26 protein-coding genes are annotated in these 23,120 nt (G+C 70.7%); 22 read left to right on the top strand and 4 right to left on the bottom strand.

Annotation, left to right across the window (positions count from 1 at the left end; all coding sequences use genetic code 11):
- Nucleotides 1-193 precede the first annotated feature (193 nt).
- From VGF64_05585 to VGF64_05555, 7 genes are all read left to right on the top strand, one after another.
- A complete protein-coding gene (locus VGF64_05585; protein ID HEY1634210.1) occupies nucleotides 194-1,405 on the top strand; it encodes an aspartate kinase in 1,212 nt (403 codons plus the stop codon).
- Nucleotides 1,406-1,477: 72 nt separating this feature from the next.
- The gene (locus VGF64_05580) at nucleotides 1,478-2,494 is read left to right on the top strand and encodes an aspartate-semialdehyde dehydrogenase (GenBank protein ID HEY1634209.1); all 1,017 of its coding nucleotides are present in this window, start codon (nucleotides 1,478-1,480) and stop codon (nucleotides 2,492-2,494) included.
- Between the two features lie 7 nt (nucleotides 2,495-2,501).
- Nucleotides 2,502-4,190, top strand: coding sequence for a hypothetical protein (locus VGF64_05575; GenBank protein HEY1634208.1), 1,689 nt, complete (start codon nucleotides 2,502-2,504; stop codon nucleotides 4,188-4,190).
- A gap of 31 nt (nucleotides 4,191-4,221) precedes the next feature.
- Nucleotides 4,222-5,211 (top strand): GDP-mannose 4,6-dehydratase, encoded by a 990-nt coding sequence (locus tag VGF64_05570; GenBank protein HEY1634207.1) that lies wholly within the window; start codon nucleotides 4,222-4,224, stop codon nucleotides 5,209-5,211.
- An 84-nt stretch (nucleotides 5,212-5,295) separates the two neighbouring features.
- Nucleotides 5,296-6,906: a hypothetical protein gene (locus tag VGF64_05565; GenBank protein ID HEY1634206.1), complete on the top strand. Its 1,611-nt coding sequence runs from the start codon at nucleotides 5,296-5,298 to the stop codon at nucleotides 6,904-6,906.
- Between the two features lie 10 nt (nucleotides 6,907-6,916).
- Nucleotides 6,917-8,065: a hypothetical protein gene (locus VGF64_05560; GenBank protein HEY1634205.1), complete on the top strand. Its 1,149-nt coding sequence runs from the start codon at nucleotides 6,917-6,919 to the stop codon at nucleotides 8,063-8,065.
- Nucleotides 8,066-8,176: 111 nt separating this feature from the next.
- Nucleotides 8,177-8,539, top strand: coding sequence for an ATP-binding protein (locus VGF64_05555; protein HEY1634204.1), 363 nt, complete (start codon nucleotides 8,177-8,179; stop codon nucleotides 8,537-8,539).
- A gap of 12 nt (nucleotides 8,540-8,551) precedes the next feature.
- On the opposite strand, the gene VGF64_05550 is transcribed toward VGF64_05555, so the two are convergent.
- Together VGF64_05550 and VGF64_05545 are read right to left on the bottom strand one after the other, a co-directional pair.
- Nucleotides 8,552-9,235 carry a response regulator transcription factor gene (locus tag VGF64_05550; protein HEY1634203.1) on the bottom strand — a complete coding sequence of 228 codons (684 nt, stop codon included), beginning with the start codon at nucleotides 9,233-9,235 and terminating at the stop codon, nucleotides 8,552-8,554.
- Nucleotides 9,232-9,903: a response regulator transcription factor gene (locus VGF64_05545; GenBank protein HEY1634202.1), complete on the bottom strand. Its 672-nt coding sequence runs from the start codon at nucleotides 9,901-9,903 to the stop codon at nucleotides 9,232-9,234. Before VGF64_05545 ends, VGF64_05550 begins: the two co-directional genes overlap by 4 nt.
- Before the next feature lie 256 nt (nucleotides 9,904-10,159).
- Between VGF64_05545 and VGF64_05540 the strand changes: the two genes are divergently transcribed.
- Together VGF64_05540 and VGF64_05535 are read left to right on the top strand one after the other, a co-directional pair.
- Nucleotides 10,160-10,549, top strand: coding sequence for a TraR/DksA C4-type zinc finger protein (locus tag VGF64_05540; protein HEY1634201.1), 390 nt, complete (start codon nucleotides 10,160-10,162; stop codon nucleotides 10,547-10,549).
- A complete protein-coding gene (locus VGF64_05535; GenBank protein ID HEY1634200.1) occupies nucleotides 10,549-11,439 on the top strand; it encodes an alpha/beta fold hydrolase in 891 nt (296 codons plus the stop codon). Before VGF64_05540 ends, VGF64_05535 begins: the two co-directional genes overlap by 1 nt.
- A gap of 13 nt (nucleotides 11,440-11,452) precedes the next feature.
- Here VGF64_05535 and VGF64_05530 read toward each other — a convergent pair whose 3' ends face one another.
- Nucleotides 11,453-12,022 (bottom strand): M48 family metallopeptidase, encoded by a 570-nt coding sequence (locus VGF64_05530; protein HEY1634199.1) that lies wholly within the window; start codon nucleotides 12,020-12,022, stop codon nucleotides 11,453-11,455.
- Between the two features lie 88 nt (nucleotides 12,023-12,110).
- On the opposite strand from VGF64_05530, the gene VGF64_05525 reads away from it, so the two are divergent.
- Complete coding sequence (locus tag VGF64_05525) at nucleotides 12,111-12,956, top strand: MaoC/PaaZ C-terminal domain-containing protein (GenBank protein HEY1634198.1); 846 nt, start codon at nucleotides 12,111-12,113, stop codon at nucleotides 12,954-12,956.
- Between the two features lie 33 nt (nucleotides 12,957-12,989).
- On the top strand, nucleotides 12,990-13,232 hold the full coding sequence (locus VGF64_05520) for a MoaD/ThiS family protein (GenBank protein HEY1634197.1): 243 nt from the start codon (nucleotides 12,990-12,992) through the stop codon (nucleotides 13,230-13,232).
- 27 nt (nucleotides 13,233-13,259) lie between these two features.
- Here VGF64_05520 and sodN read toward each other — a convergent pair whose 3' ends face one another.
- Nucleotides 13,260-13,679, bottom strand: a complete 420-nt coding sequence (gene sodN, locus VGF64_05515; protein ID HEY1634196.1) for a superoxide dismutase, Ni — start codon at nucleotides 13,677-13,679, stop codon at nucleotides 13,260-13,262.
- Between the two features lie 92 nt (nucleotides 13,680-13,771).
- Here sodN and sodX point away from each other — a divergent pair, with 92 nt between their 5' ends.
- The 11 genes from sodX (at nucleotide 13,772) to hemC (ending at nucleotide 23,119) form a co-directional block, all read left to right on the top strand.
- Nucleotides 13,772-14,179, top strand: coding sequence for a nickel-type superoxide dismutase maturation protease (sodX, locus tag VGF64_05510; GenBank protein HEY1634195.1), 408 nt, complete (start codon nucleotides 13,772-13,774; stop codon nucleotides 14,177-14,179).
- Nucleotides 14,180-14,191: 12 nt separating this feature from the next.
- Nucleotides 14,192-15,451 carry a glycosyltransferase gene (locus tag VGF64_05505; protein ID HEY1634194.1) on the top strand — a complete coding sequence of 420 codons (1,260 nt, stop codon included), beginning with the start codon at nucleotides 14,192-14,194 and terminating at the stop codon, nucleotides 15,449-15,451.
- Nucleotides 15,452-15,925, top strand: a complete 474-nt coding sequence (locus tag VGF64_05500; protein ID HEY1634193.1) for a YbjN domain-containing protein — start codon at nucleotides 15,452-15,454, stop codon at nucleotides 15,923-15,925.
- Nucleotides 15,926-16,055: 130 nt separating this feature from the next.
- The gene (proC, locus tag VGF64_05495; protein HEY1634192.1) at nucleotides 16,056-16,859 is read left to right on the top strand and encodes a pyrroline-5-carboxylate reductase; all 804 of its coding nucleotides are present in this window, start codon (nucleotides 16,056-16,058) and stop codon (nucleotides 16,857-16,859) included.
- 68 nt (nucleotides 16,860-16,927) lie between these two features.
- Nucleotides 16,928-17,134 carry a helix-turn-helix domain-containing protein gene (locus VGF64_05490; protein ID HEY1634191.1) on the top strand — a complete coding sequence of 69 codons (207 nt, stop codon included), beginning with the start codon at nucleotides 16,928-16,930 and terminating at the stop codon, nucleotides 17,132-17,134.
- 17 nt (nucleotides 17,135-17,151) lie between these two features.
- A complete protein-coding gene (locus VGF64_05485; GenBank protein HEY1634190.1) occupies nucleotides 17,152-17,994 on the top strand; it encodes an SAM-dependent chlorinase/fluorinase in 843 nt (280 codons plus the stop codon).
- Nucleotides 17,991-19,484, top strand: a complete 1,494-nt coding sequence (locus VGF64_05480) for an AMP-binding protein (protein ID HEY1634189.1) — start codon at nucleotides 17,991-17,993, stop codon at nucleotides 19,482-19,484. Before VGF64_05485 ends, VGF64_05480 begins: the two co-directional genes overlap by 4 nt.
- A gap of 91 nt (nucleotides 19,485-19,575) precedes the next feature.
- Nucleotides 19,576-20,310: a redox-sensing transcriptional repressor Rex gene (locus tag VGF64_05475; GenBank protein HEY1634188.1), complete on the top strand. Its 735-nt coding sequence runs from the start codon at nucleotides 19,576-19,578 to the stop codon at nucleotides 20,308-20,310.
- Nucleotides 20,311-20,317: 7 nt separating this feature from the next.
- Nucleotides 20,318-20,947 carry a bifunctional precorrin-2 dehydrogenase/sirohydrochlorin ferrochelatase gene (locus tag VGF64_05470; GenBank protein ID HEY1634187.1) on the top strand — a complete coding sequence of 210 codons (630 nt, stop codon included), beginning with the start codon at nucleotides 20,318-20,320 and terminating at the stop codon, nucleotides 20,945-20,947.
- Nucleotides 20,929-22,194 (top strand): glutamyl-tRNA reductase, encoded by a 1,266-nt coding sequence (gene hemA / locus VGF64_05465; protein ID HEY1634186.1) that lies wholly within the window; start codon nucleotides 20,929-20,931, stop codon nucleotides 22,192-22,194. Before VGF64_05470 ends, hemA begins: the two co-directional genes overlap by 19 nt.
- A gap of 10 nt (nucleotides 22,195-22,204) precedes the next feature.
- Entirely contained in the window at nucleotides 22,205-23,119 is a 915-nt protein-coding gene (gene hemC / locus VGF64_05460; protein HEY1634185.1) for a hydroxymethylbilane synthase, read from the top strand.
- Nucleotide 23,120: the final 1 nt, after the last annotated feature.

Below are 23,120 nucleotides of genomic sequence, written 5' to 3'. Positions count from 1 at the left end.
CTGGGAGACGAGCTGTCTGGGCTATCCGACGAGCGACGAGATGGCCATCACGGGTGGCCGTCAGAGCAACTTCCAACACGGCGACATCACCTACGACTTCAACAGCGGACTGGCCAGCGCGAGCTGCTCCTGAGCGTCAGGGCTGACGACGCTGTGATGGCCGTGTCGTCGAGGGCGGATAGCCTCGAAGCCCGTGGCCCTTCTGGTGCAAAAATTCGGCGGGTCCTCGGTGACCGACACCGAGCGGCTACGGGCGGTCGCCGACCACGTCGCTCGCACCCGCCGTCGGGGCCACGACGTGGTGGTGGTCGTCAGCGCCATGGGCAAGGCGACCGACGACCTCATCAGGCTGGCCAGTGACGTGAGTCGGGTCCAGCCGGGCCGGGAGATGGACATGCTCCTCACCACGGGGGAGCGGATATCGACGGCGCTGCTCTGCATGGCTCTGGCCGAGCTGAACGTGGGGGCCTCGTCCTTCACCGGGAGTCAGGCAGGCATCATCACCGATACGACGCACACCAAGGCCATGATCGTCGAGGTGAAGGGTGACCGAATACGGGAGGCGGTGGCCGAGGGCAAGGTGCCCGTGGTGGCCGGCTTCCAGGGCGTCTCGTCCAGCCGCGATGTCACCACGCTCGGTCGGGGTGGCTCCGACACGACCGCAGTGGCGCTCGCCGCGGCCCTCGGTGCCGAGGCCTGCGAGATCTACACCGACGTCTCGGGGGTGTTCACCGCTGACCCCCGTATCGCCTCGGACGCCCATCGGATCTCCCAGATCTCGTTCGAGGAGATGCTGGAGATTGCCGCCACCGGAGGGCGCGTCCTCGCCCTGCGCTCGGTGGAGTTCGCCCGACGTCATGGGGTACCGCTGCACGTCCGGTCCAGCTTCACCTGGGAGCCCGGTACCTGGGTCAAGGAGGAGAACCTTTCCATGGAGCAGGCGATCGTCTCGGCGGTGACTCACGACACCTCAGAGGCCAAGGTCACGGTGGCCGGAGTGTTGGACCGCCCCGGCATCGCGGCGCGTCTGTTCCGCGCCCTGGCCGACCGGACGGTGAACGTGGACATGATCGTGCAGAACACCTCACTCCACGGCACGACCGACATCTCCTTCACGGTCCCGAAGGACGATCTGGCCGTGAGCCTCGACGTCACGAGGGACCTGTCCCAAGAGATCGGCGCGTCGGGGGTGACCAGCGACAGTGACGTGGGACGGGTGTCCCTGGTCGGGGCGGGGATGAAGACCCACCCGGGGGTGACAGCCACCATGTTCGAGACGCTCTCCGGCGAGGGGATCAACATCGAGATGATCTCGACGTCCTCGATCCGCATCTCGTGTGTTGTTCGGACAGAGGACGTCGAGCGAGCCGTCCAGGCGCTGCACGAGGCGTTCAAGCTGGCCTGAGCCCCAAGCCGACCGGAGGGCAGGAAGCCGACCGTCAGAACTCGGGCCCTCGGCGGCACGTAGTATCGCGGGGTGCGACTCGCCATCTTTGGAGCCACCGGTCAAGTGGGCGGCGTGATGCGCGCGGTGCTGGCCGAGCGCCGTTTCCCGATCGACGACCTCCGCCTCCTGGCCTCGTCGCGCTCGGCGGGCCGCCAGCTGCCGTGGGCCGGCAGCGAGGTCGAGGTGGAGGACGCCGAGGTCGCCGACCTCCGGGGCATCGATCTCGCCCTGCTGTCCTGCGGCGCGCGAGCGTCGCGGATCCTCGCTCCCCGGCTGGCGGAAGCCGGCGCCATCGTGGTTGACAACTCATCGGCCTGGCGGATGGACCCGGAGGTCCCGCTCGTCGTGCCCGAGGTCAACGGCGATGCGCTGTCGGCTGTGGTCAAGGGCATTGTCGCCAATCCCAACTGCACGACAATGGTGGCCATGCCCGTCCTGAAACCGCTCCACGACGAGGCCCGGCTCCGACGACTGACCGTCTCCACGTACCAAGCCGTGTCGGGCGCCGGCGGCGCAGGGGTGGCCGAGCTCGACGAGCAGTTGCGCAAGGGCGCGGAAGGCGCGGCCAATCTCACCTTCGACGGCTCGGCTGTGGACCTTCCAGCGCCCTCGGTCTTTCCGGACACCATCGCCTTCAACGTCGTCCCGATGGCGGGCAGGATGATCGACGACGAGACATCCGAGGAGCACAAGTTCCGGGACGAGAGCCGCAAGATCCTCGATCTCCCCGAGCTGGCGGTCTCCTGCACGTGTGTGCGGGTACCGGTGTTCACGGGCCACAGCCTCTCGCTGAACGCCGAGTTCGAACGTGACCTTCCTGTGGACCGGGCGACCCAGCTTCTCGCCTCGGCCCCTGGTGTGCGTGTCGACGCTGTCCCGACACCTCTAGCGGCCGCCGGGTCCGATCCCGTCCACGTCGGCCGGCTTCGAAGCGACCCGGGGAGCGCCCACGGCCTGGCGCTGTTCGTCTCGGGCGACAACCTGCGCAAGGGGGCCGCGCTCAACGCCGTGCAAATCGCCGAGGCGCTCCTTCCGCGGCTCGGCTGACCGGTCGATGGCCCTCGGCCTGGGCAAACGAGGTGCCGTCGGGACCCTGGAGGGCGCGACGGCCCATGAACCCGGCGAGACCGGCGGGCTCCGTTTCGAGCCTCGGGGAGTGCTGGGGGGCCTCGCCATACTCGCGGTGGCCGTTCCCTTTGCCCTCGAGTGCGCCCTCATCGCCGTCTCCCCCGGCCACCTGCCGCTCTACCTCGGTGGGGACCCGGCTCTCATCGGTCTCGCCACCAAGGCGGCGGCTGGTTGGCACCAACTGCTGGGGCCCTATGACCGGTTCGGCTGGCACCACCCCGGCCCCGCCTACTTCTACCTGCAGTCGCTGCCCTCGCACGCGCTCGCGCCAGGCCAGGCCGAGTTCTTCGGCAGCGCCGCGATCAACGCCCTGGCCGCCGTGCTGGCCGTGGCCACCGTCTGGCGCCGCGTCGGTGCCCGGGCCGCGCTGCTGTCGGCCATCTGCGTCGGCTACCTGGCGATAGCCCTGGGGCCGGCGCTGCTGCGCACCCCGTGGAACCCTGATGCGGTCATCATCCCGCTGTGCCTTCTGGCGGTGTTGTGCGCCGGCGGAGCCACGGGATCGTTTCTGTGCCTCCTCGGCTCGCTGTTGGTGGGCTCCTACCTGGTCCAGACCGACATCGGCACGGCGCCCGCCGTTGCCGCGCTGGTGTTGCTGGCCCTGCTCGGGCATGTGCTGGGACGGAGGGCCGGGCGGGGTCAGCCCCGGCCACGCCTCCTGCCAACCGCCCAGGCGGTGGCGCTCGCCGCGCTCGGTGTCGCCGCCCTGGTCGCCATGTGGGTCCCACCCGTGGTGCAACAGATCCGCGACAAGCCGGGCAATCTCAGCCTCCTCTGGCAGTTCTTCACCAGTGACCACCCGCACCACGGCGTGAGCTCGGCCCTGCAGGCCGTCGGGGCGGTGGACTCACAGCTCGGCTTCCGGAGCATCGACAACGGCTTGCCCCTGTCCGGGTCTCACGATGTCGCCCTACTGCTGGCCCTCGCTGTCGCCGTGGCGGCGGTCGCCGCCGGATGGTGGCGCCGGCAGCGGTTCGCCTTCAGCCTCGGGCTCGCGAGCCTGGTCGGCCAGCTCGTATCGGTTGCTTCCGCCACGAGGGTCGTCGGTCCGATCTACGGCTATCTCGTGCTATGGGAGATCGCCCTGCCGGTCGTGGCGGCGATCGGTCTGGGGGTCGCCTTCCTTGGCGGTGACACCCGCGAGCTCGTGCAACACCCTGCTCGATGGCCGAGTGCGGTCAGGACGATGGTTGGTGTCAGCGTCGTCCTGGCTGCTGGCGCCGTTGCGGTGGCGGTGATCTTCGCCGTGAAGGTTGGGCAGTTGGCCCCGGTGTCCACCCAGTCTGACGCCGACGTGGGCCAGGCCTGGCGGCTCGTCGATCCCCAGCTCAGTCGGTCCGACACCTCGGTGCTCGTTGACATCCGCTCGCATGACAGCTGGCCCCTCGGGGTGGGGCTGGCCGACCAGTTGAACCAGCACGGGGTGCGCCCGACCGTCCCTCAGGCTTGGGCCACGCTCTTCGGCACCAGCGCCGCGACAGGTCACGAGGCGGCCGTGGTTGCGCTGTACCAGAGCGGTGAGTCGCCACCGACGGCGCCACCCGGCTCCCGCCTGCTGGGGACGGCCGGCGATACCGTCGTCTACATCTCCGAGCGACCGCCCGGCGCACGCTGACGCTCTCGGGTCGCAGGTAGCATGCCCGTCCGTGCCCCGCGCCCTGATCACTGGGATCACCGGCCAGGACGGCCGGCATCTGGCCGGCCTGCTCGTCGGGAAGGGTTACGACGTCTACGGCATGGTCCGCGGCCAGAACAACCCGAAGATCCAGATGGTCCAGGACGAGACACCCGAGCTGGAGATCATCGAAGGGGACCTTCAGGACCTTTCGTCGCTCATCGCCGTGCTCGAGCAGGTCCAGCCGGACGAGGTCTACAACCTGGGCGCGGTGAGCTTCGTGGCCCTGTCGTTCCGCCAACCCGAGCTCACCGCGGACATCAGCGGCGCCGGGGTGCTCAGGTTGCTGGAGGCGATCCGGGTCGTCGGCGGGTCGCAGGCCAATCCCATCCGCTTCTACCAGGCGTCGTCCTCGGAGATGTTCGGCAAGGTCCGGGAGAACCCCCAGAACGAGACGACGTCGTTCCACCCACGATCTCCATACGGCACGGCGAAGGTCTTCGGGCACTACACGACGCTCAACTACCGGGAGTCCTACGGGCTCCACGCCTCGAGCGGGATCCTGTTCAACCACACCGGGCCCAAGCGCGGCCTCGAGTTCGTCAGCCGCAAGGTCTCCAACGCCGTGGCCCGCATCAAGCTCGGCCTCCAGGACACCCTGACGCTCGGGTACCTCGACTCCTCCCGCGACTGGGGCTACGCGGGCGACTACGTCGACGCCATGTGGCGCATGCTCCAGCAGGACGAGCCAGGTGACTACGTGGTCGCGACGGGGCAGACCCACACCATCCGCGAGCTGCTCGACGTGGCGTTCGGCGCCATAGGCATCGATGACTGGGGGCCGTACGTCGGCACCGATCGTCGCTTCCTCCGTCCCGCCGAGGTGGATGTCCTCATCGGCGACGCCAGCAAGGCCCGCAAAGAGCTGGGCTGGGAGCCGACGCTGGACTTTCACACCCTGATCAAGGTGATGGTCGATCACGATCTCGCGCTCGAGGCCCGAAAGGCGGGGGACCGCTAGTCGCCGCCCGAGTCCCGGGGGCAGGAGTCGCCCGCCTCCCTGGAGAAGTAGCCCATCCCGACAGGTCGGCGAGGAGCTGGGGAAATGCGGGTGTCGATCGGCAAGAGGCCTTCTCTCGCGCTGGTTGGCGCCTTGGGGTTGGCACTGAGCGCCCTCGCCGCTGCGCCGGCATCGTCTGCGGCGACGTCTCCCGCACCCCGGGTTCTTCGGGTCGGCTCGTGGCACGGCATTCCCGGCACCTTCGGCTCCGTCCAGGCGGCCGTGAACGCGGCGCACCCGGGCGACTGGATCCTGGTCGGGCCGGGCGACTACAAGACGACAGCGAGTAGCGCTCCACAAGGTGCGCCCGACACGCCGGCCGGGGTGCTCGTGCAGACTCCGGGGCTCTGGATCCGGGGAATGGACCGCAACAGCGTGGTGATCGACGGCACCAAGCCCGGATCACCACAGTGCGGCAGCAACGCCGCCGACCAGAATTTCGGGCCGGCTGGCTCCGGTGGGAATCAGGGCCTCAACGGCATCATGGTCTGGAAGGCGAACAACGTCTGGGTGCAGAACCTGACTGCCTGCAACTTCCTGGCGGGACCGGGCGGCCAGACGGGCAACGAGATCTGGTGGAACGGGGGCGCCGACAGCGCCCACGTGGGGGGCTGGGGGTACGGCGGCTCCTACCTCACCGCCACCAGCACCTTTTACGGCGGTGAGAGCACCGCCGCCCAGTACGGGATCTTCTCCAGCAACTGGAGTGGCGGCATCTGGGACCAGACCTACGCGAGCAACTTCAACGATTCGGGCTACTACATCGGGGCGTGCCAGAACGTTTGCGACCAGACCGTGAACCACGCCTGGTCCGAGTACAACGCGCTCGGCTACTCGGGCTCCAACTCCGGCGGGCGGTTGGTGGTGGAGAACTCACAGTTCGATCACAACGAGGACGGCTTCGACACCAACAGCCAGAATGGCGACAACCCCCCGCCCCAGGACGGCGCCTGCCCCGGTGGGGCCATCAGCCCCATCACCCACACGCACTCCTGCTGGGTCTTCATGCACAACCACGTGCACGACAACAACAACCCGGACGTCCCCTCGGCGGGATCGGCGGCGGCTGGCCCTGTCGGTACCGGCATGTCGGTCTCTGGGGGCCGGAACGACACGGTCATGGACAACTCGTTCGAGAACAACGGCGCCTGGGGCACGATCGTCGTCCCCTATCCCGATAGTGGTCCTCCGTGCACCGGCGGCACTCTCACTCCAGCCGCCTGCATCTTCGACGAGTACGGCGATGCTCTGATCGGCAATACCTATGCCAACAACGGATTTTTCGGCAATCCGACCAACGGCGATATCGGCGCGGTCAACCTGGAGCCAGGACCGACGGACTGCTTCGCCGGCAACACCGAGAAGGGCGGCGGCTCCATCAGCACCAGTCCTCCTCTGCTCCAGACTCTTTACCCGACCTGCACCGGCCAGACCGTCCCGCCGGACCTCAACGTTCCGTTCCTCGACGAGGTCGCGTGCGATTCGCAGTCGGCCTCGTTGGGGCCGGTCTCCAGCGGCACGCTGTGCCTGCCCGGTACCAACTACCCGAGGCGCACACAGGTGGTGATGCACCCTCTGCCCCCCGACCTGGCGAGCATGCCCAACCCCTGCGCCGGCGTGCCGGCCAACCCGTGGTGCCCCAAGCGGTCGGACTAGATTCGCCGCAGTGAAGGTGATCGACGCTGACACCCACCTCTACGAAGGGCGGGGGCTCTGGGCCGAGTACGCCGACCCCGATGACCGTCATGTGGCCCTCCGGATATGCGACGACGAGCTCGGCCACGCCTGGCTCATGCTCGGGGATCGCCGGATCCACCTGGCCGAGGTCCACCACCCGGGCGACGTGTCGAGCATGGGCGCCTACCGGGAGCGCGTCCGCCAGGGACTGCCCGCGGAGCGCCCGTATGACGAGGCCCTCCCCCGACACTTCTGGGATCCGGCCGTCCGGCGCGACCGTCTCGACGAGATGGGGCTCGACGAGGCCGTCGTCTTCCCCAACTTCGGGCTGCTGTGGGAACGACCGCTGGCCTCGGACCTCCATGCCACGCAGGTGAACATGGCGGCATGGAACCGCTGGGCCGTGGCCGTGGCCCAGGAGGGGCGGGGCCGGCTCCACCCCGTCGCCCATCTCAGCCTTCGGGACCGCCCGTTCCTGGAGGAGCAGCTACGGCTGATGGCGGCCGGCGACCTGCACCTGGCCATGATCGCCCCTGCACTAGTGGACGGCCGGCCCCTGTCGCATCCCGATCTCGACTGGGCGTGGTCGGCCTTCGAGGAGCACGGCGTCTCACCGGTCTTCCACGTCGCCAACTTCCCCAACCCCTTCCATGACGGCTGGTACGCGGGCGACCCCGACGAGGTGGCCCCGGTGCTGTCGTCGGTGTTCATCTGGACGCCGCCAGCGCTGGCTTTGGCCGACCTCGCCGTCAACGGTGTGCTGGCCCGGCACTCCGACCTCAGGGTGGGCGTGATGGAGCTGTCGGCGATCTGGGTGCCCATGTTCCTCCTGATGCTCGACGGCGGCTTCGACTTCCATGCCCGGTTCAACGGGCGCCCTCTCCACGCCCTCGAGCTACGGCCCAGCGAGTACATCCGGCGTCAGGTCCGGGTGGCGGCGTTCGGCTACGAGCGGCCGGACCGGCTGATCGGCCAGGCGGGCGAGCTGTTCATGTTCTGCAGTGACTTTCCCCACGCCGAGGGGCTGGCCCAGCCCCTCGAGGAGTACCGCCATCTCTGTGGCCCGGTCGAGGAGCCCGCCTCTCACCGCCTCTACGGCGGCAACGTGGGCTGGCTCCTGGACGCCGCCCCTTCATGATCGGCCCTGCCTGATCGTCCACGCCGCCTCTTCCGGCGGATCACCAGGGCCTGAGGTTAGGGATTACCCCCATTTGGGGGATAAGGGGGAAGAGCGCCCTCGGGGAGCAGAATGGAAGCAAGCATCCGACTGAGCCCCCACCCCACCAGCGCGCGGGCGGCCAGAGAGTTCGTCGCTCGGACGCTGCTCGAGTGGGGACGCCAGGATCAGACCGAGGCGGCCGTCCTGTTGACCAGCGAGCTGGTGACCAACGCCATCATCCACGCCCGCACCGAGGTGGCGGTCACGATGCGGGCGGCCGGCGATGGGCTGCGGGTGGTGGTGCTCGACGAGAGCGACGAGCAACCCAGCCCCCGATCGGAGGCTGACGAGCTCGGAGGTGGTCGCGGCCTGAAGCTGGTCGACGCCGTGGCCGCCTCGTGGGGCGTCGCCCCGCAGGGGAGGGGCAAGGCCGTCTGGTTCGAGCTCGGCTGAGGCTGCCGCCCCTCAGGAGAACATGCCCTGGCGAAGGGCGGTGGCGATCGCCTGGGCGCGGTCGTTCACTCCGAGCTTGCGGTAGATGGACCGGAGATGGGTCTTCACCGTCTCCTCGCCGACGACCAGCTGGGCGGCGATCAGGCGATTGCTGAGACCGTCGACGAGCAGGCTCAAGACCTCGCTCTCCCGCTGCGACAGGCCCATCTGGCTGCCAGGCCAGATGCGGCTGCCTCCGAGGTGGGCAGCCCGCATGGCGATTCTGGTCGCCATGGTGGGGTCGACGACCACCTCGCCGTCGCGCACCCGCACCAGATGATCCGCCAGCTGGGCGCCGCTCAACGACTTGAGCAGGTAGCCGGAGATTCCCAGGCGCAACGCCTCGTAGAGTCGGCGCTCGTCAGCGTCGTCGGTGAAGACGACCACGCGGAAGGGTGGCTTGTCGGCGACCATCTGCGCGGCCACCTCGAGTCCGCTGGTCCCCTGGATGTTGATGTCGAACAGCACGACGTCGGGGTCCAAGGCCAGCGCCGTCTCGGCCACGTCGTCACTGAGCAGGACACCGCCGGCCAGCTCCACTCGGTCGCGATGGCGGGCCAGCATCCCCTGCAGCCCTTCCATGATGATCTCGTCGTCGTTGACCAGCACGACGCGCACTGGCCTGGCGGCCGCGCCCACCGTCTCGGGTGAGCTCATCGGAACACCCCCGCCTGTGCCAATCGGGCCAGGGCATGCGGGCGGTCCGACACGTCCAGCCGGCGATACGCCGAGCGCACGTGCCCCTTGACCTCCACCTCGCTCATGCCCAGCTGACCGGCGACGGTTGTCGTGCGGTCACCCCTGGCGAGCAGCTCCAGCACCCTGCTCTGCGGTCGGGTCAGGCCCAGCTCGGATCCGGGCCAGACGGCAAGGTCGAAGTGGTCGATCCCACCCCGGGAGCCAGCCAGGACGGGGTCCATCACGACGGAATCCTCACGCACGGACTCGAGCTGTTGGACCAGCTCATCTCCGGCGATCGAGAGCAACAGGAATCCGGCGGCGCCCCGCTCCAGCACCGGAAAGGCGAACCGAGCCTCGTCCGGGCTGGCCACGACGACGACGCGATGGCCGCCCCACGATTCGACCAGCTGGTCCACCTCGTCGAGGCCGTCGCCCGCGGCCAGGCGGGCGTCGAAGAGCACGACATCGGCGAGCGACCTGGCGCTCTCGGTGAGAGCATCGGCGAGCCCAGCGCCTTCGCCTGCGACCACCACCCGCCCCTCGTAGGGGCGCAGGACGGCGGCCAGCCCGGCGCGCACGATGTCCCGGTCGCCGACGATGAGCACCCGGACGGCGGATCCCGTGCCGGGGCGCTCACCGGACACGGCGGACCCCCGGTGCCCAGTTCTCGACCCCGTCTCCACGCAGGCGCGGCGTGGCCGACGCTGCTGGAACGGTTCCTAGTGCCATGGTGGCCTTTCGGCTCGGGCACGGAGGGCGACACGGAAGTCCTGTTTCCCCACAAACGGGGCCAGCGCATGTCCACCGGTGCGACTGGCCCCAGGGTACCGAGAGTCCACTCGGACTGCTCGGCGCATCCGGTCGGCACGCCTGTCGCCTGGTCGGGTTACCATCCGGGTGATGGACGCCGAGGCAACGCGCGGCCAGCTCGGTGCCGAGCAGGATCGGCTTCGGGCCCTCCGTGACGAGTTCATCGAGGGTGGCCTGACGACTCAGTCGGAGGAGGACAGCCTGGCCGAGCTCTCCTCGTCGGCCCAGCACCAGGCCGACATCGGCACCGAGACGTTCGATCGGGAGCGGGACGTCTCGATCCTCGAGCAGGTGGAGGCCGAGCTGGCTGATGTCGAGCTGGCCCTGCGTCGTCTCGACGACGGCACTTACGGGACCTGTGAGGCCTGCGGGCGCCTCATCGGCGACTCGCGGCTCGAGGCCAAGCCCGAGGCTCGGCTCTGCCTCGACGACCAGGCCACGGCCGAGCGCGAGGTGCGCGGCTCATCAGGCCAGTCCTAGTGCAGGGGGTCGACTCCGTCGGCGAGCGTCTCCGGCTCGCCGCCGCCGCCGTGGCCAACTACCTGAGCCGGTACGTGTTCGCGCCGCGCTACCGGCCCGCCGAGCGACTGCGCCTGGTGAGCACGGACGGCACGCGTCTGTCCGGGGCTCGATTGGAAGGACCGCCGTCGGCGCCGGCCACGGTCGTCCTGGTGCACGGCTTCGTCAACTCGTCGCGCACGCCCGCCGTTCACGCGTTCGCCCGGCGCCTGGCCCAGGAGGTGCACGTCCTCGTCCCCGACCTTCGGGGGCACGGCGCATCCGGTGGGCGCTGCACGATGGGTGTGGAGGAGCCAGGAGACGTGGCGACCGTCGTCGCCGCGGCGACGCCGGGGCTTCCCGTGGTCACCGTGGGCACGAGCCTTGGTGGCGCTGCCGTGCTGCTTCACGCCGGTCGGCACCACGGCGTGGCGGGCACCGTGGCCATCAGCGCTCCGGCCTGGTCGGGATCGTTCGACCGTGAAGGCTGGGACCGGCTGCGTCGCTTCATCGGCTCGGCCTTCGGGCGGATGGTGCTCGGGCTGCTGCTGCGGACCCGGGTGGTGTCGAACTGTGAGCCCGTGCCCGACTCGGGTGAGGTGGTGGGATCGATCTCCCCCGCTTTCACCATCATCGTCCACAATCCCGACGACCAGTACTTCGGTCCCGAGCACGCCGAGCAGCTCTACGAGTGGGCCCGGGAGCCCAAGGATCTCTGGTGGTGCCCGGGCGACGGCCACGGCACCGACATGCTCACACCCGGGCTCGCCCAGCGGCTGCTCGGCGAGATCGGCGCCCGGCTGCAGCCGGGCGCGGGACTCGGGTCCTCGGCTGATGAGCCGCCGGCCGATCCGGTCGCCGTCAGCGATTAGCCGGTCGGCGCCCTCACCACGGCAGCTGCCCCTGGGCCGGGTCCGGGGTGAACTGCCGGCGGCGACGGGGGGAGGGGGTGGGTGCCGGCGGATCGACGTCGCCGGGCGCGTCGAGGTCGTCCATCCCCTTCGCCATCAGGTAGCCCTGCGCCCGCTCGGACCGGGGATAGCGGCTCACGATGGCCCAGAAGTCCCGGTTGTGGCGGGGGACCTCCAGATGGGCCAGCTCGTGGATGATGACGTAGTCGAGGACCCACCCTGGCAGACCGGCGAGCCGGGTCGAGATCCGAACGGAGCCGTCGGCCGGCGTGCACGACCCCCAGCGCCACTGCTGGTTGTCGACCCATCGGACGCTCTGAGCCGGGGGGAGCCGGTAGCGGGCGGCCAGGGTCTGGGCCCGGCGCTCGAGGTCGACGCTCTCGGCCGCGCTCCTCCGCCCGACCCGGCCGACCATCTCGGCCACCCAGCGGTCCTCCTCGGCCTTGCTCATCGTGGAAGGGATCGAGACCCGCAAGATGTCGCCGACCTGCCGGGCCTGCACGGTGCGCCGTCGCCGGGCGCTGCGAACGACCTCCACCTCCACGGCGGGGAACCTATCGCTCCCAACGGGCCCGCGGGGGCGATGGGCCGATAGCCTCGACCACCGGACGAGCGACGGGAGGACACCAACGATGGCGCTGCCGCTGGACAAGCTGGGGACCGTCTTCGAGGAGCGCACGGCAGTCATCGACCCTGAGCGGGTCAAGGCCTACGCCGCGGCGACCAACGACGACAATCCGGCCTACACCTCGGGCAAGTACGCCCCGCCTGTCTTCGGGGTGGTGCCCACCTGGGAGGCCATGCAGCAGGCCGTGGTCATCGTCCCGCCGGAGGCGCTCATGATGGTCGTGCACGGCGAGCAGGACATGCACTTCCACCAGCCGCTCGTGCCCGGCCTCGGGATCACCACCAGGGCGGAGGCGTTCAACATCCGTCCCGTCAAGTCGGGCACGCGCTACACCATCAAGGTGCGGAGCACGACCACCTCCGGCGGGGAGCCGGTGCTCGACCAGTACGTGACCATGTTCATACGGGGCATGGCCGACGGGGAGAGCGGAGGCCCGGACAACCCGGACCATACCTTTCCGCGAGCGTCGCGATCGGCGCCGGTGGGCGAGGACTCCGTGCACGTGGACGACGACCAGACCTTCCGGTACCGGGATGCCTCTGGGGACATGATGCCGATCCACGTGGACGACGCCTTCGCCAAGAGCGTGGGACTGCCGGGCATCATCGCCCACGGGCTGTGCACGATGGCGATGTCCAGTCAGGCTGTCGTGAGGCTGGGAGCCGATGGGGACCCGAGTCGCGTGCGGCGACTGGCCGTGCGCTTCGCGGGCAACGTCTTCCCTGGCGACGACGTGATCACGACGGTGTACGACGCCGGTGCCGCCGACGGACGACAGGTCTACGCCTTCGAGGCCTCCAGCCGGGGTGATCGGGTGATCACCCATGGTCGGGCCGAGGTCGGCGCCTGAGGCCCGGCCGGCGCGGGCCGCGGAAGGACGGTGATGGTCGTCCTCCGCCTGTTCGCGGCGGCGAGGGAAGCGGCGGGCACCGGCCGCGCCGAGCTGCCTGGCACCACGGTCTCCGAGATCCTGGACGAGGCCCGCGCCCGCTTCGGCGACGACTTCGCCCAGGTGCTGGCCGCGAGCCGGGTCTGGGTCAACGGGGAGCCGGCTGCGGGCGACTGCCCGGTGGCCGAGGCCGACGAGGTCGCCGTCCTGCCTCCGGTGTCGGGTGGGGCCTGCTGAGGCACGCTCTCAGTCGCCCGGCATCGGTCAGCCCTTCTTGGTCTCCCAGAAGATCTTGTCGATCTCACCGATCTGGTCGAGCAGGTCCTGGGCCACCTTCTCGTCGTTGGTCGCCTTCGACGCCCCTGCTGTCTTGGTCGCCTTCCAGAACAGCTCGTGCAGCTGCGGGTACTTCTCCAGATGCGGCGGCTTGAAGTAGTCCGTCCACAGCACCCAGAGGTGGTGCTTGACCAGCTCGGCCCGCTGCTCCTTGATGGTGACGGCGCGGGTCTTGAACACGTTGTCGTCGGAGGCGTTGAACTTCTCCATGCACGCCTTCACCGAGTCGGCCTCGATGCGCGCCTGAGCCGGGTCGTAGACGCCACAGGGCAGGTCGCAGTGGGCATGGACCAGCTCGGGGGCCGAGATGCGGTCGACGAGGGCGAGAAGACGGGAGGCGATTCGCATGAGGAAGCTCCTTGGGACAGACGCTCGATGGGCTCGATGACTCCAGTTCCGCACGTGGTTACCCTATCGCCGGTCGCGCGGAGAACAACAGCGTGACGAGGCGGACGATCACGGCCCGGGTGACCGCCGCCCTCGTGGCCGTCGCCGCTGGCGCCGTCGGCCTGCGCCTCGTGCGGCGGGTGGAGGTCCGCGGCGCCAGCATGCGACCGACGCTCGAGCCCGGCGACCGCCTGCTGGTCCTGGCCTGGCGTCGGATCCGCGCCGGCGACCTGGTAGCCCTGTCCGATCCTCGCCAGCCCGCCCGCACCCTCGTCAAGCGGGTCGCGCGGGTGGACGACGCCAGGCTCACGGTGCTCGGTGACGATCCCGCGGTGAGCACCGACAGCCGCAGCTTCGGCCCCGTTCCGAGGAGTTCGGTCCTGGGACGGGCGGTGTACCGGTACGGGCCGAGCCGGCGGGCCGGACCGATCAAGCGAGGCTCGAGGGCACCCCCCCGCTAGGGTGACCGGGCGATGCGAAGCCTGGCCGTGTTGTCCATGCACACCTCCCCGCTGGCCCAGCCGGGCACAGGCGACGGCGGTGGGATGAACGTCTACGTGCGCGAGCTCTCGGCTGCCCTGGCCCGCACGGGCGTCGAGTGCGACGTCTACACGAGGGCCTGGTCGGACGTGCTGCCGGCGACGGTGCGGGTCGAGCCCGGCCTGCGGGTGCATCACGTGCCCGCCGGGGCGCTGGGCCCTCTGCCCAAGGAGGCCCTGCCCGGTGTGGTGGACGAGTTCACCGATGGCGTGCTCGCTCGGATGACGGCCGGATCGCCAGGCTGGGCCGGAGTCCCCGACGCCATCCACGCCAACTACTGGCTGTCGGGCATGGCCGGTCACGTCCTCAAGCACGAGCTCGGGCTCCCCCTGGTGTCCACGTTCCACACGCTCGACCGGGTACGGGCCGAGGCCAGCCCCGAGGACGTCGGTGCGGCGGAACCCGCCCGCCGGGCCGAGGCCGAGGCGCGCGTGATCGGCTGCTCCGACGCCGTGCTGGCCTCTTGCTCGGTCGAGGCCGAGCAGATCTCCGAGCTGTATTGCGGCGAGCCGTCGCGGATCGAGATCGTCCCCCCGGGAGTGGACCACGCCTTTTTCTCGCCAGGCCACCGGCCCCAGGCCCGCCGGGCGCTGGGACTACCCGAGGACCGGCCGGTGCTGCTGTTCGTAGGGCGAATCCAACCGCTCAAGGGGGCCAGCCTGGCGGTGGAGACCCTGGCCCGGCTGGCCCGGCGCGAGGGCCTGCGCGGCGCCGTGCTCGTCGTCGTCGGCGGCCCCAGCGGACCCCGGGGGGAAGACGAGCTGACACGGCTGCACACCCTCGTCGACGAGCTCGGCCTCGGAGCCAGCGTCCGGTTCGTGCCTCCCCAACGACACGAGATGCTGTCCACCTACTACCGATCGGCGGACGTCTGCCTGGTGCCGAGCCGCTCGGAGTCCTTCGGTCTGGTAGCCCTCGAGGCCGCGGCCTGTGGGACGCCGGTGGTGGCCTCGGCAGTGGGCGGGCTGCGGACGCTGGTCGACCACGGCCGCACCGGCTTCCTCGTCGAAGGTGGCGACCCCGACAAGTTCGCCCGGTTCGTCGCTGACCTCTTGGCCGACACGCCGGGGGCCATCGGGATGGCTGCGAATGCCGCCGCCCGAGCCCGGGTTTACACGTGGTCGGGAGCGGCGGCCCGGCTGCGCGGGCTCTACGCCGAGCTCACCGACCGCCAGCTGGTCGACTGCCTTTAGATGGGCTTCGGCGGGGCGACGGCCGCCCAGCTGGACGAGGTCGCCGCCCTTATCAGCCGCTGGGCCGACCGGCAGCTGGAAGCCGGGACGATGCTGGTGGCCGTGGACCACGACCCCGAGGCGCGTCGCTGGTACGCGCGGATGCGGGGAGAAGAGAAGGCGGTCATCACCGTCTGGCTGACGCTGCGCGAGCGGAGCCTGCACCACGAGACCCAGGTCATGCCCGCTCCCGAGGAGCACGTCGAGGCGTGTTACGAGTACCTCTTGCGCCGAAACGCCAGTCTGATCGGCACGCGCTTCGCGCTCGGCGCCGAGGACGCCGTGTACCTGGTCGGCCAGGTCCCGATCGCCGAGGTGACCGAGGCCGGGCTGGACCTCATCGTGGGTGCCGCCTACGCCTACACCGAGGAGTGCTTTCCGACGGCGATGTCCATCGGCTACGCCAGCCGCTTCCGTCGGCCCCGGCGGGCCTGACACTGGGCGCGCACCCGGGTGCTACCGTGCCGGGGCGCGGCCCGAGAGGCGGACCGGCAGCTTCCGTTCGGGGAAGTGCGGAGGCTGTCGTGAGGTTGCTCGGGCCGCGTTCGCTGTAGCCTCCCGGCCCATGGCGGGTCCGAGACGGCGTCTGATGATCGTCGGCGGGGGCCGGATGGGCGAGGCCCTGTTGGGCGGGCTGCTCGCCACGGCCTGGGCAGGGGCGCAGGACCTGGCGGTGAGCGAGAAGCTCCCGGACGTGCGCGCCGCGTTGTCCGAGCGCCATCCCGGAGTCGCCGTGGGGCCGACGCCGGTCGCTGCTGACGGCACCGTGCTGGCCGTGAAGCCCGACGACGCCGAGGTCGCGTGTCGGCAGGTGGCAGAGGCCGGCGCTGAGCGGCTCCTGTCCATCGTCACCGGCGTGCCCATCCAGCGGCTCGAGGAGTGGCTGGGTGGCGGCGCGGCCGTGGTGCGGGCCGTCCCCAACACACCTGCCCTCGTCGGAGCGGGGGCCACGGCCATCGCCGCCGGTCGTCGGGCCGACGAGACCGACATGAGCTGGGCCGAGGACGTCCTTGGCTCGGTCGGCCGGGTCGTGCGGGTGCCCGAGCACCTGCTCGACGCCGTGACGGGGCTGTCGGGATCGGGCCCGGCCTACGTGTTCCTGCTGGTGGAGGCGTTGATCGAGGCCGGGGTCCTGAACGGGTTGACCTGGGCCCTGAGCCGGGATCTCGTGGTCCAGACGGTGCTGGGCTCGGCGAGGCTGCTGCTGGAGACCGGGGATCGCCCGGAGTCCCTGCGCAGCGCAGTCGTCTCTCCCGGGGGAACGACGGCCGCTGGACTCGCGGTCCTCGAGTCGCGCGCGGTCCGGGGGGCGGTCCTCGAGGCCGTCGCCGCCGCGACCGACCGGGCCCACCAGCTCGGCCTTCCCTGAGTGGTGGAGCTGCGACCGGGTGGAGCGGCGGCCCGCCTTGGCGTACAGTCGCTGCTGGGTGGAGAGGGGTGATTCCGCTGAACAAGGCACAGTATGCGACGGCCACCTTCCTGACGGTGGCCGAGGTCGCCAGCCTCCTTCGGGTCTCCAGCATGACCGTGTACCGGCTCATCAACGCCGGTGAGCTGCCGGCCGTGCGAGTCGGGAAGTCCTACCGGCTCCGCGAGGACGACGTCGACCGGTATCTCGCCGCTCGCTACACCGAGGCCGGCTGACCTCTCCAGCTCCAGGGTTGTCCGCTCGACGCCGGGGTCGGGACACGATCTCGTTTCTCTCGGACTACGGCACCGACGACGAGTTCGTGGGGGTGGTCAAGTCCGTCCTCCGGCAGCTGGCCGGCCAGGTCGTCGTGATCGACCTCACCCACCAGGTGGCGCCGCACGACGTGAGGGCCGGAGCGCTGACCCTCCAGCGAGCGGTCCCCTTCCTGGCTCCCGGCGTGGTGTTGGCGGTTGTGGACCCGGGCGTGGGTACGAGTCGCCGGGCCGTGGCCCTCGAGGTCGGCCCTGACCCCCGCTGGGCGCTGGTCGGTCCGGACAACGGGCTCCTGGTCCCCGCGTTCGAGGCCCTCGGCGGGCCGGGCCGGGCTGTCTCCTTGCACAATCGACGGTGCCACCCGGGAGCGGGCGCCACTTTCGATGGCCGCGACCTCTTCGCGCCGGCGGCCGCGCAGCTGTGTGCGGGAGCCGACCTGGGCGACCTCGGTCCGGAGATCGATCCCGCCAGCCTCGTGCCCGGGCCCCGGCCGGCGCCGTTCCGTCAGGGCACCGGCGTCGTCACCGAGGTCCTCTGGATCGATCGGTTCGGGAATGCCCAGCTGGCGGCGCGGCCCGCGGACCTCGTCGATGTCGGGGATCCCGTCCGGCTGATCCTTGCGAGCGGCGAGGGAGTGGCCCGCCGGGTCTCGGCCTTCGCCGATCTCGGGCCCGGTGAAGTGGGACTGGTCGTCGACTCGTGGGGCATGATCGCCGTGGTCCTGGATCGCCGGTCGGCTGCTGGCGAGCTGGGTCTGGTCGCCGGCGATCGGGTCGTCCTCGAGAGGACCGACGCGGACGGGAGTAGGAGCGGACCGTGAACCTAGCCTCCATCATCGATGCGCATCCGGCAGACGCGCCCGCCCTGCTGAGCGGCGACACGGTGATCACTTACGGCCGGCTCCGCCGTCAGGTGGCCGGGATGCGGGGCGGCCTGACCCGCCTCGGCGTCCAGCCGGGTGACCGGGTGGCGATCCTGTCCGCCAACACACCGGCCTTCGTCGTCTCGTACGTCGCCATCCTCGGGGTGGGCGCCGTGGCGGTGCCGATAGATCCTGCCTTTCCGCTCGTCGCCGTCGAGCGCGAGCTGCGCGCCATCGGGCCCCGTGTGGCCGTCATCGGGCGCGCCGGCCAGAGCGTGTGCGCCGATCTCGACCGCCAGGCCGTCGGGCTCGAGGCCGTGGTCGCGGCCGAAGGGTGCCGGCTGGACGGAGCCGAGGACTACGAGGCACTCGTCGCCGGGCCGCCAGCGGACACCGTCGTCCGGGCCGACGCCAACCTGGCGACCCTGCTGTTCACCGCGGGCACCGGCGGTGATCCCAAGGCGGCCATGCTCACCCACGGGAACCTGCGGTCCAACCTGGACCAGGTGCAGGGCTTCGCCGGCCAGGCCATGGGGCCCGAGGACGTCGGCCTGGGCATCATCCCGTTCTTCCACATCTTCGGCCTCAACGTGGTCCTCGGTCTGCCTCTCCTGACCGGAGGCAGCCTGGTGCTGGTCGAGCGTTTCGACGCCGCCGCGACCCTGGCCCTGGTGGCCGAGCGGGGTGTGACGATCGTCGCCGGCACCCCACACATGTTCGCCGCCTGGGTGGCGGTCGCCGGAGCGACCGGCGACGAGCTGCGATCAATACGCCTGGCCGTGTCCGGAGCCTCACCGTTGCCGGAGGAAGTCGGACGGGCCATGCAGGATCGCTTCGGCGTCCCGCTGTGGGAGGGCTACGGCCTGACCGAGGCGGCGCCGATCGTGACCTCGTCGCTGCTGCTCGGGCGGCCCAAGCCAGGCGCCATCGGGGCGCCCCTGCCTGGCGTCGAGCTGCGTCTGGTCGACGGCAACGGCCAGGAGACGCTGCTTGGCGACGCGGGCGAGATCTGGGTCAAGGGCCCCAACGTCTTCGCCGGCTACTGGAACGATCCCGCGGCCACCGCCCGTGTCCTCACTCCTGACGGGTGGCTGCGGACCGGTGACGTTGCCGTGGCGGACGAGGACGGCTACCTGCACATCGTGGACCGGGCCAAGGACCTCATCATCGTCCTCGGCTTCAACGTCTATCCGGCGGAGGTCGAGGAGGTGCTCGTGACCCATCCCGACATCGCCGAGGCGGGGGTGGTCGGTGTGCCCCATCCGTCATCGGGTGAGACCGTCAAGGCCGTCGTCGTCCTCGAGCCGGGCGCCCACCTGGAGGCGTCAGAGGTGATCGACTACTGCGCCCAGCGGCTGGCCCGCTACAAGTGCCCCACCGAGGTCAGCTTCGCCAGGGAGCTGCCCCACGGCAAGACAGGCAAGCTGCTGCGCCGGGCCCTTCATTGAGCGCCTGGGGCCGACCTCCCGGGTCAGCCTTGGCGCGACGCGCCTGCGGCTCATCATGGGGCCGACCTCCCGGGTCAGCCTAGGATTCGTCATGGCCGACGGACGGCTCCGGCGCATCCCCGAGGCGACAGTGGCGCGCCTTCCGGTGTACTGGCGGGCCCTGCTCGAGCTGGCCGACGGGCGGACGCCCACGGTGTCCTCCGAGGTGCTGGCCGAGCTGGCAGGGGAGAACGCCGCCAAGGTCCGCAAGGACCTGTCCTATCTCGGCTCGTACGGGACGCGGGGTGCCGGCTACGACGTGCAGCTTCTGACTGCCCAGATCGGTCACGAGCTCGGGCTCAACGAGGACTGGCCCGTGGTGATCGTCGGCGTTGGGAACCTGGGTCGGGCCCTGGCCAACTACCGGGGGTTCTCGTCGCGCGGCTTTCGGGTGGCGGCCCTCGTCGACGACGATCCGGCCAAGGTCGGCGAGGTCATGAGCGGCCTGGTCGTGAGCCCGGTTGACGATCTGCCAGAGCTTGTCGAGCGCGAGCGACTCGCCATCGGCCTCATCGCCACGCCGGCGACGGCTGCCCAGGGGGTGGCCGACCGTCTGGTCGCAGCCGGGATCACCTCCCTGCTCAACTTCGCCCCGGCGGTGCTCACGACGCCCGATCACGTGCTTCTTCGCCAGGTCGACCTTTCGATCGAGCTGCAGATCCTCAGCTTCTACGAGCGCCATCCCCTCGAGGTGGCCATGCCCCGGGCGAGGATGGTCGGCGACCTTGGCGAGGACGGCGGCGCTGTCTCCTCGAACCGGCCTGCTGGACCGGCGTCGCCGGTTTAATGGACCGATGCCTGTCGAGACACCCCAGTACCCGGTGAACCTGGTTCTCGAGCACCAGCCCTGCCTGGTGGTGGGGGCGGGGCGGATCGCGGCCCGCAAAGTCGAGGGACTCCTCGCCTGCGGGGCCAGGGTCCACGTCGTCGCCCCCCATATCGACAGCCACATACGCACCCTCGAGCGGGTCAGCTGGGAGGAGCGGCCCTACCAGCGAGGGGATGTGGCCGGCTACCGGCTGGTCATCACCGCGACCGACGACCCGGCCGTCAACCGCGCCGTGTACGAGGACGGCGAGGTCGAGGGCGTGTGGGTGAACAGCGCCGATGACCCCGCCTCGTGCGCCTTCACGCTCCCGTCGGTCATCCGGCAGGGTGCCGTGATGGTCACGGTCTCCACCGGCGGGCGCAGCCCGGCCCTGTCAGCGTGGCTCGGGACCCAGTTGGCCGAGCAGCTGGGACCTGAGTACGGGGTGCTTGGCGACCTGCTGGCCACCGAGCGGGAGCGGCTCAAGGCCGCCGGGCGGTCGACCGAAGGACTCGACTGGCAAAAGGCGCTCGACTCCGACATGCTCGATCTCATCAGGAGCGGCCAGGTCGATCGAGCGAGGGAGCGGCTTCAGGCGTGTCTGTCGTCGTCGTAGGGCTCAACCAGCGCACTGTCGCGCTCGACCTGCTCGAGCGCATGACGGTAAGTGACGCCCAGCTTCCCAAGGCCCTCCGCGACCTGAAGGACCGAGCCCACCTCTCCGAAGCCGTCATCCTCTCCACCTGCCTGCGCACCGAGGTCTACGCCGTCGTCGAGCGGTTCCACGGTGGCGTGAGCGACATACGCGGCTTCCTGGCCGGGCTCAGCTCCTGTCCCCCCGAAGACTTCGCCGACGACCTGTACAGCTACTTCGAGCAGGGCGCGGCGGCGCATCTCTTCGAGGTGGCCGCCGGCATCGACTCCGCCGTGCTGGGGGAGGGGGAGGTCCTGAGCCAGGTGCGCAACGCCTGGGAGCGGGCCTGGGAGGAGTCGGCCGCGGGACCGACGCTGTCGCACCTGTTCCGCCACGCCGTGGAGGTCGGCAAACGGGCCCGGTCCGAGACGGCCATCGCCCGGGGGATCACGTCCCTGTCGCAGGCCGCCGTCGCCCTGGTCCGTGAGCGGCTGGGCGGCTCGCTCGACGGCTATGACGTGCTCATGGTCGGGGCGGGCGACGTGGGTGAGGGGATGGCCACGGCCCTTGCCGCGTCAGCCGGCGCCCGGCGGGTGATGGTCGCCAATCGCACCGAGCACCGCGCCGTCGAGCTGGCCGAACGGGTCGGCGGCGAGACGGTCGAGCTCGGCGCCCTCGGCGAGGCGCTGGCCAGCGTGGACGTCGTGCTCACCTCCACGGGATCGCCGTCGATCCTGCTCGAGGCGTCCGACCTGGTCCCGGTCGTGCGTCGCCGCCAGGGCCGGCCGCTGCTGGTGATGGACGTCGCCGTGCCCCGAGACGTGGACCCCGGTGTCGCCGAGCTCGATGGCGTGACCCTGCTGGACATGGACGACCTGCGGTCGTTCGCCGAGGCGGGCATGGCCGGTCGACGCCGCGAACTCGCTCGGGTGCGGGCGCTGGTCGAGGAGGAGGTCGACCGGTACCTCGACACCACCGCGGCGCGGGGCGTGGCGCCGTTGGTGGCGGCGCTCAGGACGCGGGCGGAAGAGGTCAGGGTCGGCGAGCTGCAGCGCTTCCGCGCCCGCCTGGACGATCTCGATCCACGAGAGCGCGAGGCGGTCGAGGCCCTGACGAAGGGGATTCTCGGCAAGCTGCTGCACGAGCCGACCATGCAGCTCAAGGACGCGGCGGGCTCGCCCCGGGCGGAGCGGCTCGGCGACGCCCTGCGCGTCCTGTTCGACCTCTAGGGTCGGCGTGGTGAGCAGGGCCCGTCCGGCGCTGCGGGCCGCGACCCGGGGGAGCGAGCTCGCCCGCTGGCAGACGGACCACGTCGGCGAGCTTCTCGGCCGCGAGATCGAGGCCGTCGTCGTCGACACCAGCGGAGATCGTCGAGGTGAGGTGCCGATCTGGGAGATCGGCGGGCAGGGCGTGTTCGTCAAGGAGGTGCAGGCCGCGGTGCTCGACGGTCGGGCCGACGTCGCGGTCCACTCGGCCAAGGATCTTCCGTCCGCTCCGACCGAGGGTCTCGTGCTCGCGGCGGTGCCGGAACGCGACGATCCCCGGGACGCGCTGGTGGGGTCGGCGCTCGACGAGCTCCCTCCGGGGGCCGTGGTGGCGACGGGGTCGGTGCGCCGCCGGGCCCAGCTGGCCTGGCTCCGGCCCGACCTCACGTTCGCCGGCCTGCGAGGGAACATCGCCACCCGGCTGACGAAGGCCCCTCGCTACGACGCTGTCGTGGTGGCGTTGGCTGCCCTGCGCCGGCTGGGACGTACCGACCGGGCCGCCGAGGCCGTCGATCCGGCCCTGATGCTGCCCCAGGTCTCACAGGGCGCCCTGGCCGTCGAGTGCCGGATCGACGACGAAGCCACGTTGGCCGCGGTGGCCGCCATCGACCATCCCCCGTCGAGACTGACGGTGGGGGCCGAGCGCGCCTTCCTGGCCGAGCTCGGCGGCAGCTGCGATCTGCCGGTGGCGGCCCACGCCCGGCGACTCGGCGACGACGAGCTCGAGCTGGCGGGCATGGTGTCGAGCCTCGACGGGAGACTGATGCTGCGCCAGACCGCCACCGGGTCCGAACCCGGGGCGCTGGGCCGGAGCCTGGCCCGCCACCTGCTCGACGATTGCGGCGGGCGGGCCGTCCTCGACGACCTCGCCGGGGTGGGCGGGTCGTGAC

It is taken from the genome of Acidimicrobiales bacterium, from assembly GCA_036491125.1.
Lineage (GTDB): Bacteria > Actinomycetota > Acidimicrobiia > Acidimicrobiales > AC-9 > AC-9.
The sequence above is the reverse complement of the archived record's forward strand: the minus strand, read 5'-3'. Positions and strand labels throughout refer to the sequence as shown.